The 11,744-nt window shown below is 63.4% G+C and carries 8 protein-coding genes; all 8 read left to right on the forward strand.

What is annotated here, in order from left to right; genetic code table 11:
* The 8 genes from F8N21_RS03735 (at position 1) to F8N21_RS03775 (ending at position 11,639) form a co-directional block, all read left to right on the forward strand.
* Positions 1-939: a DUF58 domain-containing protein gene (locus F8N21_RS03735; RefSeq protein ID WP_150640840.1), complete on the forward strand. Its 939-nt coding sequence runs from the start codon at positions 1-3 to the stop codon at positions 937-939.
* Positions 936-1,430 carry a DUF4381 domain-containing protein gene (locus F8N21_RS03740; RefSeq protein WP_150640841.1) on the forward strand — a complete coding sequence of 165 codons (495 nt, stop codon included), beginning with the start codon at positions 936-938 and terminating at the stop codon, positions 1,428-1,430. The genes F8N21_RS03735 and F8N21_RS03740 overlap by 4 nt, the downstream gene beginning before the upstream one ends.
* Positions 1,423-2,496, forward strand: a complete 1,074-nt coding sequence (locus F8N21_RS03745; protein WP_150640842.1) for a vWA domain-containing protein — start codon at positions 1,423-1,425, stop codon at positions 2,494-2,496. The genes F8N21_RS03740 and F8N21_RS03745 overlap by 8 nt, the downstream gene beginning before the upstream one ends.
* A complete protein-coding gene (locus F8N21_RS03750; RefSeq protein ID WP_150640843.1) occupies positions 2,493-4,232 on the forward strand; it encodes a tetratricopeptide repeat protein in 1,740 nt (579 codons plus the stop codon). Before F8N21_RS03745 ends, F8N21_RS03750 begins: the two co-directional genes overlap by 4 nt.
* The gene (locus F8N21_RS03755; RefSeq protein WP_150640844.1) at positions 4,229-5,872 is read left to right on the forward strand and encodes a BatD family protein; all 1,644 of its coding nucleotides are present in this window, start codon (positions 4,229-4,231) and stop codon (positions 5,870-5,872) included. The genes F8N21_RS03750 and F8N21_RS03755 overlap by 4 nt, the downstream gene beginning before the upstream one ends.
* Before the next feature lie 285 nt (positions 5,873-6,157).
* Positions 6,158-7,396, forward strand: coding sequence for an exonuclease SbcCD subunit D C-terminal domain-containing protein (locus tag F8N21_RS03765; protein WP_150640845.1), 1,239 nt, complete (start codon positions 6,158-6,160; stop codon positions 7,394-7,396).
* A gap of 2 nt (positions 7,397-7,398) precedes the next feature.
* Entirely contained in the window at positions 7,399-11,040 is a 3,642-nt protein-coding gene (locus tag F8N21_RS03770; protein WP_150640846.1) for an AAA family ATPase, read from the forward strand.
* Positions 11,037-11,639, forward strand: coding sequence for a glutathione S-transferase (locus F8N21_RS03775; protein ID WP_150640847.1), 603 nt, complete (start codon positions 11,037-11,039; stop codon positions 11,637-11,639). The genes F8N21_RS03770 and F8N21_RS03775 overlap by 4 nt, the downstream gene beginning before the upstream one ends.
* The last annotated feature ends 105 nt before the right edge of the window (positions 11,640-11,744 follow it).

Here is an 11,744-nt window from a genome sequence, read left to right on the forward strand (position 1 = left end):
ATGAACACCAACCTGGAACCCGGTATCCGCATCAGCCTCGCCGAGCTGATAGGGATGCGCCATCGCGTGCGTGAAGTGCAGTTGTTCTCCACGCCGAACCAGCGCAGCCCGCTGATCGGCCTGCACCACTCGAAACTGCGCGGACGCGGGGTGGACTTCGACCAGGTGCGGGTCTACCAGGCTGGCGACGATGTGCGGACCATCGACTGGCGCGTCACCGCGCGGACCCAGGAACCCCACACCAAGCTGTTCCATGAAGAGCGCGAACGGCCGATCTTCATCATGGTCGAACAGAGCCATCGACTGTTTTTCGGCTCCGGCCTGATGTTCAAATCGGTGCTCGCCGCCCAGGCCGCGGCCCTGATCGGCTGGGCGGCGCTGGGTCATAACGACCGGGTCGGCGGGCTGGTGTTCGGCGACAACGAGCACTATGAAATCAAGCCGCGACGCAGCAAGCAGAGCCTGTTGCAACTGCTCAACCGCCTGGTGCGGGTCAACCAGTCGCTGCACAGCGAAATCGAGCCGAACCGTGATGCCTTCGGTATCGCCCTGCGTCGGGCCCGGGAAGTGTTGCGTCCCGGCAGTCTGGTGATCGTGATCTGCGATGAGCGGGCCTTGGCCGATGGCGTCGAGCAACAACTGAGCCTGCTGTCCCGGCATTGCGACCTGCTGTTGCTGCCGTTGTCCGACCCGCTGGACCATGCCCTGCCCGCCGCCGGACTGCTACGTTTCGCCGAGCGTGGCGCGCAGCTGGAACTGGACACGCTGAACTACGAGTTGCGCCAGGCCTATCGCGCCCAGGGCGAAGCACGCATTGCTCACTGGGAGTTGCTCGCGCAGAAACTGCGGGTGCCGTTGATGCCCTTGAGCACCCAGAGCGAGATGGTCGACCAGCTGCGTGATTACCTCAATCCCCAGCGTCCGGGGAAAACCCGATGAGCAGCCTCGACCAACTGCAACCCTTGATCTCCCCGCCGCCGATTGGCTTCTGGCCGCCCGCGCCGGGATGGTGGCTGCTGTTGATCCTCCTGCCGCTGTTGGGTTTCGGTGTTTGGCAACTGCGGCACTTGTTACCGGGCAAACGTCCGTTGGTCCGTGCCGAGCAACCCCTTGATCCTTTGCGCGTGGCGGCCCTGGCCGAGTTGGCCCTGATGCCTAAACCCTATGACGGCGCGCCCGCTGGTGCCTGGCTGCAACAACTCAACGGGCTGCTCAAACGCCTGTGCCGCAACGATTACCCCTACAGCCAGAGCCACACCCTCAATGGCCGCAAATGGCTGGCGTTTCTCGACAACCGTTGCCCGGCTGCCGGCCTGACCCGCTGGATGGTGTTGGTCGAGGGCGCCTACAAACCCGAATGCAAACTCGATGACAAGGCCATCGCCGGCCTGACCCAAGCGGTCGACACCTGGATACGCAAGCATGTTTGAGTTCGCCTGGCCATGGATCTTCGCCCTGCTGCCACTGCCCTGGCTGTTGCGGGTGCTGCTGCCGGCAGCCGACAGTGGCGAGCCGGCACTGAAAGTCAGCTTTCTCGCCGACCTTGAGGGCCTGGCCCGACGTCGCGCCCGGGCCAATCTGCCGGCCTGGCGCCAGCAGACACCGTTTCTGCTGCTCTGGCTGCTGCTGTTGATCGCCGCCGCACGCCCGCAGTGGCTGGGTGAGCCCTTGCCGGTTGCCGCCAGTGGCCGTGACCTGCTGGTGGCGGTGGATGTGTCCGGTTCCATGGACTTTCCCGACATGCAGTGGCAAGACGAGGACGTCAGCCGCCTGACGCTGGTCAAGCACCTGCTGGGAGACTTTCTCGAAGACCGCGAAGGCGATCGAGTCGGCTTGATCCTGTTTGGCAGCCAGGCTTATCTGCAGGCGCCGCTGACCTTTGACCGCCGCACCGTGCGCATCTGGCTGGACGAAGCGCGGATCGGCATCGCCGGCAAGAACACCGCCATCGGCGACGCCATCGGCCTGGCCGTCAAACGTCTGCGCCAACGTCCGGCACAAAGCCGGGTGCTGATTCTGGTCACCGACGGCGCGAACAATGGTGGCGAGATCAACCCGATCACCGCGGCGCGGCTGGCCTTCGAAGAAGGCGTGACCATCTACCCGATCGGCATCGGCGCCGACCCGGACAGCGGCACGCTGAGTTTTCTTGGACTGAACCCGAGCCTGGACCTTGACGAACCGGCCTTGAAGGAAATTGCCGAAGTGACTGGCGGGCGCTACTTGCGTGCCCGCAATGGCGAAGAATTGCAAGCGATCAAGGAAACCCTCGACCAGCTTGAACCCGTCACCCAACAACCCACCCAGGCCCGCCCTGCCCAGGCGCTGTACCATTGGCCCCTGGCTGGGGCATTGCTGCTGAGCATGCTGTGGGTGGTTCGCGCGCGCTGGCCGGACAACCCCCTGCAGCGTTTGTTCATCAGGGAGCACTTTTTGCAACAACACCCTGACTGGCGCCAGCGGCTCAAACGCCTGCGACTGCGGAGGCGCCGATGATCGCCCTCTGGCCGCACTGGTTCCGTCCCTGGTGGTTGCTGCTGTTACCGCTGCTGGGCTGGTTGCTCTGGCAACTCTGGCACCGGCAAAAGCGCGCCGGCCGCTGGCAGATGATCCTGCCCCCGGCCTTTCACGCCGCCTTGCTCAGCGCAGGCAAAGCTCGCGAAAGCAAGTTGCCCTGGGTCGCCCTCGGCCTGGCCTGGGTTCTGGCGATTCTGGCCCTGCTCGGCCCGAGCTGGCAGCGGGTTGAACAGACCAGCCAGAAGCCCGCCGACCCGCTGGTGGTGCTGCTGGAACTGACTCCGGAAATGCTCGCCACGGATGTTGCGCCGAACCGCCTGGAGCAGGCCCGGCGCAAGCTGCTGGACCTGCTGCAGCAGCGCAGCGATGCGCAAACCGCGATCATCGTCTACGCCGGCAGCGCGCACACCCTGGTGCCGTTGTCGGATGATCTGGCCACCAGCCACAACCTGCTGGAAGCGCTGAAACCCTCGATCATGCCTGAGGTCGGCCATCGCGCCGACCTGGCAGTGGAAAAAGCCCTGACCCTGCTCGAACGCGGTGCCCTCGGCCAGGGCCGGGTACTGCTGATCGGCTCATCGCTCACCGAGCAGGAACGCCAAGGGATTCGTCAGACCCTCGGCGGCCAGGCACCCCGGCTATTGATACTCGGCATCGGTAGCAGCGAAGGTGCGCCGGTGGCTGAGGAAGACGGCAGTTTCCTCAAGGATGCCCAGGGCGCAATTCTCGTCTCGCGCCTGGACGGGCCAAGCCTCAAGGCCTTTGCCAACGAATTGGGCGGGCGCTACCGCCAGGCACGCCTGGACGATAACGATCTGCGCGGCCTGGGGCTGCTCGACGACCCGCGCAGCGTGCGCAATGACGGCCAGACCCTGCGCCTGGACACCTGGGCCGATCAGGGCTACTGGCTGCTGCTGCCGTTGTTGCTGCTCGCTGCTTGTGCCGGGCGCCGGGGCTGGCTGTTTTGCCTGCCATTGCTGTTTATGCTGCCGCAACCGAGCTACGCCTTCGAATTCACCGATCTGTGGTTGCGCCCGGATCAGCAGGGCCAGCACCTGCTCAAGCAAAAACGCCCCGCCGAAGCCGCCAAACACTTCGAAGACCCGCAATGGCAAGGCGTTGCGCTCTATGAAGCGGAAAATTACAGTGCTGCCGCTCAGCGCTTCGCCCAAGGCAGTGACGCCCACGCCCACTACAATCGTGGCAATGCCCTGGCCAGGAGCGGTGAACTGGAAGCCGCCCTGGATGCCTACGAACAGGCACTGGAGCGCCAACCGGACTTACGCCCCGCGCTGAAGAATAAAGCCCTGGTGGAAAGCCTGCTGAAACAGCAGCAACTAGCGGCGCAAAACCAGGCGCAAAAGACCGAGGACGCTGACGCCGAGCCCGCCACACAAAACCCGCCAGCGGACGCAGCCACTCAACCCTCGACCGCGGACGAACAGAAGGACGGCACGCAGGCGCCCTCGGCGGACAGCGATCATCAGGCACCCGGCACTCCACCACCGGGCAAAAACGAAGTACCGGGCAGCGAACCGGGGGACGAACTGAGCACCACGCCGCCCCTCAGGCCCGCCGAGGGCCGCATCGACAGCGAGCATCGGCAGGCACTGGAACAATGGCTGCGGCAGATTCCGGATGACCCGGGTGAACTGCTCAGGCGCAAATTCTGGTACGAACAGCAGCAACATCAGGATCAGGGAAAAACTCGATGACCCGCTTCACCGCCCTCTTGCTCGCACTCCTGCTCTGGACCTGTCAGGCCCAGGCTGCAGGGCTGGTTGCCAGCGTGGATCGCAGCCGCCTGAACTCCGGCGAAACAGTCGAACTGACCCTCGAGTCCAAGGATGTCACGCTGTTTGGCAAACCGGACCTGAGTCCGCTGGACGCACTGTTCGAAGTACGCGGCACCCGTCAGGTCAACCAACTCACCACATTGAATGGCGACACCCGCGCCACCACCCGCTGGATCATCACCCTGCTGCCCAGACACAGCGGCACCGTGGAAATCCCGCCGTTGCAACTGGGCGATATCAAAAGCCAGGCGATCAGCCTGCACGTGCTCGAAAGCCCGAGCCAGGACAACGCGAACAAGCTGGCTCCGGTGTTCATCGATGCCAGTCTCGACCAGGACAGCGTCTACGTGCAGGCCCAGGCGGTCCTGACCCTGCGCATTTATCACTCGGTGTCGCTGTATGACGACAGCAGCCTGACACCCTTGCAGATTGCCGATGCGCGTATCGAACAGCTGGGCGAGTCGCGCACCTACGAAAAAGTCATCAACGGCCTGCGCCATGGCGTGATCGAACAGCGTTACGCAATCTATCCGCAACACAGCGGCGAGCTGAAAATCCCGCCACTGATGTTCAGTGCCACCCTGGTCGATTCCCAACCGCTCCAGGAGCCAGCACCTTTTGGCCCGAAACAGGGCAAGCTGATGCGCGTCAGCTCCGCCGAGATCCCGCTGACCGTCAAGGCCAAACCCGCCGACTACCCGGCCAACATACCCTGGTTGCCGGCACGCAGCCTGAGCCTGAGCGAAAGCTGGAGCCCGGAGCCGGATCACAGCCAGGTCGGCGACTCCCTGACCCGCAGCCTGACCCTCAAGGCTGAAGGCCTGTCCGGCTCACAACTGCCGCCCCTGCCGGCCACCGATGTCAACGGTTTGCGCCGTTACCCGGACCAGCCGGTGCTGAGCAACCAGAACAGCGAGCGCGGGCTGATCGGCAGTCGCGAAGAGCGCGAAGCCCTGGTGCCCAATCGCAGCGGCCCGATCGAGCTGCCGGCGGTGGAAGTGGTCTGGTGGAACACCTTTGAGGATCACCTGGAACGCAGCAGCCTGCCGGCCCGGACCCTGCAAGTCGCGAACAACCCAACCCTGATGGTCGACACCCCCACCGGCAAAACATCAGCGACTTCGGCCGCTGGCAACGCCACTCTCTGGCGCTGGCAACTCAGCAGCCTGATTCTGGCCTGCACCACCCTGCTCGGCTTTGGCCTGTGGTGGCGTGCCCGTTGGCAACCGGCGATCCTGCGTGCCGCACAGACCGGCCCCAGCCCACGGACCCTGCTCGACGACCTCAAGCGAGCGAGCCTGGCCAATGATCCGCAAGCGACCCGCCAGGCGCTGGATGCCTGGGCCCGCCAGCAACCGGAAACCCTGGCCGACATGGCCGCACGCTTCGTGCCGCTGTCCGATGCTCTCGATGGTTTGAATGGTGCGCTGTACAGTGAAACCGGCCAGCATTGGCAAGGTGAAGAACTGTGGCGGGCGATCCGCGCCATCCCGATCACCGAGCGCGTTCAGGACCCAACGGGCGACAGCAGCAGCCTGCCGCCGCTCTACCCGAAATAACCTTTCTGGTCGAGCGCTCCCCCTGTGGCGAGGGGGCTTGCCCCCGCTGGAGCGCGAAGCGGTCCTAAAATCAGGCAATGGGTTCTTTCAGTTAGAATACAGGCACCGGTTTTACGACTGCTGCGCAGCCGAGCGGGGGCAAGCCCCCTCGCCACAGGGGTCCTCGGACAGCTTGAGAGGACCCACATCAACCACCCCCTCTCGATTTTTTGCCAGTAAACTCTCTGCCCTTTCGCCGTTATCATTTCCCTCACGGCCATACCTTATTTTCAAGCGGAGTTTACCTTGCGTCTGTTTCACACCTCCGACTGGCACCTTGGGCAAAACCTGCACGGCCAGGAACGCGATTTCGAACACGCCTGCTTCCTCGACTGGCTGCTGCGGCAACTGGCCCAGCACACGCCGGACGTGCTGCTGATCGCCGGCGATATCTTCGACACGGTCAACCCGCCGGTCAAAGCCCAGGAACGCCTCTACGACTTCATCGTCAGCGCCCATGAGCAGCAGCCACTGCTGACCATCGTGATGATCGCCGGCAACCACGATTCCGGTTCGCGCATCGAATTGCCAGCGCCGCTGATGCGGCGTTTACGCACGCATGCGCTGGGTCGGGTGCTGTGGCTGGATGATGGTCAACTGGACGCCGAGCGCCTGTTGCTGCCGCTGCCGGATGCCAGCGGCGAAATCGCCGGCTGGTGCCTGGCGCTGCCATTCCTGCGACCGGCCGAAGTCACCGGTGCGCATTTGGGCGACAACTACCTGCGCGGTATCGGTCAGGTTCACGAATGGCTGATCGAAGCGGCGAACGCCAAGCGCCAGCCGGGCCAGGCGCTGATCGCCATCAGCCACGCGCACATGGCCGGAGGTTCGGTGTCCGAAGACTCCGAGCGCAGTTTGATCATCGGTAACGCCGAAGCCCTGCCCGCCAGCCTGTTCGGGCCGAGTATCAGCTACGTCGCCCTCGGCCACTTGCACAAGCCGCAGAAGGTCAACGGTGAAGAGCGCATCCGCTACAGCGGCTCGCCGATTCCTTTGTCGTTCTCCGAGATTGGTTACCAGCACCAGATTCTTGATATCGAACTCAAGGGTGAAACCTTGATCAGCGTCGAACCCAGGTTGATCCCCCGCGCCGTCAACTTGCAACGCCTGGGCCCTGCGCCCTTGGCCGAGGTCCTGGGCCAATTGGCTGAGCTACCGAATATCGACCTGTTGGCCGATATCCAGCGCCAACCCTGGCTGGAAGTGCGGGTGCGCCTCGACGAGCCGCAGCCGGACCTGCGCCAGCAAGTGGAGACCGCGCTGCAAGGCAAGGCCGTGCGCCTGGTACGGATCGCCGCCGAATACGCTGGCAACGGCAGCCGCGAGGGTAGCGAGGATGGCAAGCAGTTGATCGAACTGGACCAACTGACCCCGCAGGAGCTGTTCAGCCGCGCCTGGAAGGAGAACTACGGCAGCGAGGTCGATGAACAGACCCTCAAGGACTTTGCCGTGCTGCTGCAAGACGTTCAGCTGGAGAGCGAATAACCATGAAGATTCTCGCGATCCGCCTGAAAAACCTCGCCTCCCTGGCCGGGCCGTTTGAACTCGACTTCACGGCCGAGCCATTGGCCAGCGCTGGTCTGTTCGCCATTACCGGGCCGACCGGTGCCGGCAAAAGCACCTTGCTCGACGCCTTGTGCCTGGCGCTGTTTGGCGCCGTGCCGCGGCTGAACAACACCGGGCGCGATGCCAAGGTTCCGGACGCCGATGGCGAAATCGGCACCGGCGACCCGCGCACCCTGCTGCGTCGCGGCACCGGTGAAGGTTATGCCGAAGTGGATTTCGTCGGCATCGACGGCCGCCGCTATCGTGCCCGCTGGGAAGCCAATCGCGCCCGGGACAAGCCCGGCGGCAAGCTGCAAACCAGTCGCCAGAGCCTGCGGGATATCGACCAGGACCAACTGCTGGCCAGTCAGAAAGGCGAGTACAAGACTCAGCTTGAAGCGGCGCTGGGCCTCAACTTCGAACAGTTCACCCGCGCCGTGATGCTGGCCCAGAGCGAGTTCAGCGCGTTCCTCAAGGCTGACGATAACGATCGCAGCGAACTGTTGGAAAAGCTCACCGACACGGCGCTCTACACCCGTCTCGGTCGCCGGGCCTTCGACAAGACCAAGGAAGCCCGGGAAGCCCACAAGGTGTTGCAGGATCAGGCCACCGGGGTGACGCCCTTGTCCGCCGAAGCCCGGGCTGAGCTCGATGAGCGCTTCAACCAGGCTCAGCAGCAACTCAGGACCCGGCAGGCACAGCTCAAACAGCTTGAATTGCAGCACACCTGGCTCAAGGATTTGCGCCAGTTGCAGGAAGCCCAACAGAGCGCCGCCGAGCAACTGCATAGTGCCCAACAGCACTGGGACAGTCTGGCCGGCGAACGGTTGAAGTTGACCCGCCTGGAGCAACTGGCCCCGCAACGGCATCAGTTCGCGCGCAAAAGCGAGCTCAGCGCCCAGCTCACACCGCTGGCCGCGCAGATTCAGCAGCACACTCAGCAACAACAAGCACAGCAGGCGCGCCAGACTCAACTCGAACACAGCCTGAGCAGCGCCCACACCGCGCTGACCGAGGCCCAGGGACAACACACCGCCAGTGCCCCGCTGCTGCGTCAGGCCTTTGAAGAGCAAAGCGCCCTCGCCCGTCTGGTCAAGGATGCCAGCCTGAGTGCCGAGCTCGAGCAACAGGCAGAGCTTGCCTGCACCCAGGGTCAGAGCACGATTCAAGGCTTGCAAGACCTGCAAAGGCAGGTCGCTTCACGCCTGCAGCGGATCGCCACGCAGCTTGCGCAAAGCACTCATCTGGCGCCGCTGAGCGATGCCTGGAACGCCTACCGGGATCGCCTGCAGCAGCTGATGCTGATCGGCAATCGCTTGAACAAGGGCCGGGCCGAGCTGGTCACCCTGGAACAGAGCGCCACTGACGCCGGCGAAGCACTCGCCGCCCAGCGCCAGAACCTTGAAGTCCTGTACAAAGAGGCCGGTGCGGAACCCGAAGCGGTGGCCGAGCAGATCCGGATTCTTGGCAGTCTGTTGCAGGACAATCGCAAACAGTTGCGGGCCTTTGAAGAGCTGACGCGACTGTGGACCAGCCATCAGGAGCTGGACAAGCGCGTAGCAGAGCTCCAGCAGCGGCAGCTTGAAGCTCAGCAAGAGCGTGATCGTCTGACCCGCGAAGGTGGAGAAGCCAAAGCCGAACTGGCCGTCGCCGAACAGACCCTGACCGTCACCCGCGAACTGCTGGAGCGCCAGCGACTGGCTCGTAGCGAAAGTGTCGAGCAATTGCGCGAACAACTGCAAGACCATCAGCCCTGCCCGGTCTGTGGCAGCGCCGAGCACCCCTATCATCAGCCCGAGGCGTTGTTGCAAAGCCTGGGTCGCCACGATGAAAACGAGCAAGCCAGCGCCAGGAAAGCCGTCGACTTACTCAATGAAAAAGTCACCGATCTGCGAGCTCAATTCAGTGGATTGATCGCTCAACAGAAAGAGTTAAGGCAACAGCAAGAACAACTCGCCGCTCAGCAACAAAGCCTGGCCCCCAGCCTCGAAGCGCATCCGCTGTCGACCCAGTTGCTGGCTCAGGACCCGGCCACGCGCGACGCCTGGCTGACGCAGCAAAGCAGCCAGCTGAACCAGAGCATCACTCAGGACGAGCAACGGCAAACCGCCTTGCTCACCTTGCAACAGGATGCCGCGCGGCTTGCGCAGCAACTGCGCAGCGCAGAAACGGCGAGCCAGCAAGCGACGCAACATCTGATCAGTCAGAAACAGGAACTAAGCAAGGATCAGCAGCGCCTGGACCAAGAGCTGACCGCCTTCAGTACCCTGCTCCCGACCGATACCCTGGAGGCCTTGCGCAACGAGCCCGCCGCCACCTTCATGCAGCTCGACCGACAGATCGCCCAGCGCCTCGAACAACTCGACCAGCAGCGCGATGAACTCAATGAACAGCAGCAGCGTCAGCAGACGCTGGAGAAAGAACAGGATCGCCAGCTGACTCGCGTCCAGCAGTTGGAAACCGCCCGGCAGCAGTTCGCCGCTCTCGCCGAGCAGCAACAGACTTGCCAGCAAAAACTGACGCAGTTGTTAGGCGAGCACATCAGCGCCGAGCAGTGGCAGCAGCAACTGGATCAGGCCGTCGAACAAGCCCGCAACGCCGAAACCGCCGCCAATCAGGAACTGCAAACCGTGCGCACGGGGCTGGTGCAATTGGCCGCCGAACTCAAGGCGCAGCAAGAACGCTTGCGGGCCCTGGAGGCCGAAGATCGCGAGCTGAGCGGCAAGATCGCCGACTGGCGCGGGTTGCATCCAGAGCTGGACGACGGTGGCGTGGAAGATCTGCTGAGGGTCGACGACCAGCAGGTCAGCGCATTGCGTCAACAGATGCAGCAGAGCGAAAAAGCCATTGAACAAGCCAAGGTCTTGTTGCAGGAGCGGGATCAGCGCTTGCTCAATCACCAGGTGCAACACAACGGCAATCTCGACGCCGAGCAGCTCGCAACGCAGCTGGCTGAGCTGCAAACCCTGTCCACCGCCAGCGAACACCGCTGCGCCGAACTGCGGGCCGAACAGGCCGAGGATCAGCGTCGGCATAACGCCAATCAGGCCCTGGCGCAGCAGATTGCCGACGCTTACACCGAGTACCAGCGCTGGGCACGCTTGAATGCCTTGATCGGCTCGGCCACCGGTGACACTTTCCGCAAGATCGCCCAGGCCTACAACCTCGACCTGCTGGTGCATCACGCGAATGCACAACTGCGGCAGCTGGTGCGTCGCTACCGGCTCAAACGCGGTGGCAGCATGCTCGGTCTATTGGTGATGGATACGGAAATGGGCGACGAGCTGCGCTCGGTGCATTCGTTGTCCGGCGGCGAGACCTTCCTGGTGTCCCTGGCCCTCGCCCTGGGCCTGGCGTCGATGGCTTCCAGCACGCTGAAAATCGAATCGCTGTTTATCGATGAAGGGTTCGGCAGCCTCGATCCGGAGTCGCTGCAACTGGCGATGGACGCCCTCGACGGTCTGCAGGCGCAGGGACGCAAGGTCGCGGTGATTTCCCACGTGCAGGAAATGCACGAGCGAATCCCGGTGCAGATCCAGGTCCGGCGCCTGGGCAATGGCCTGAGTACCCTGGAGGTGAAATGAGCACCGCGACCCTCTACTCCTTCCGCCGCTGCCCGTACGCTATTCGCGCGCGCATGGCCCTGCGTTACAGCGGGGTGGCGGTGAACATTGTCGAGGTCAGCCTGAAAGCCAAGCCGGCGGAAATGCTCGCGCTGTCCAGCAAAGGCACCGTGCCGGTGCTGAGCGTCGATGGCCGGGTCATTGAGCAAAGCCTGGAGATCATGCACTGGGCGCTGGAACAGAACGATCCGCTGGACTGGCAGCTCAAGAACGATCCCGTGGCACAGCAGGCGAGCGCCGCATTGATCGAAGAGAACGATCAGCTGTTCAAGGTGCATCTGGATCGCTACAAGTACGCCGATCGTTATCCCGAGCAGCCGATGGAACATTACCGTGGGCAAGGCGCGGTTTTTTTACAGAAGCTTGATAGTCTGTTGCAGCAGCATGGCTATCTGGTGGCTGATCACCCGAGCCTGGCGGACGTCGCCCTGGCGCCGTTCGTGCGCCAGTTTGCCCATGTCGATCGGGACTGGTTTGCGCAGACGCCCTATCGGCGTTTGCAGGCGTGGTTGCAGCGGTTTCTGGAGTCGGAGTTGTTTGTCAGCGTAATGGCCAAGTAGCGCTGATCCAAGAGAACACTTAACTGTGGCGAGGGGGCTCCTGTGGCAAGGGGGCTTACTGTGGCGAGGGGGCTTGTCGGAACGCCGCATCGCCCCGTTCGGCTG

The organism is Pseudomonas fluorescens (genome assembly GCF_902497895.1).
In the GTDB taxonomy this organism is placed as follows: domain Bacteria; phylum Pseudomonadota; class Gammaproteobacteria; order Pseudomonadales; family Pseudomonadaceae; genus Aquipseudomonas; species Aquipseudomonas fluorescens_BP.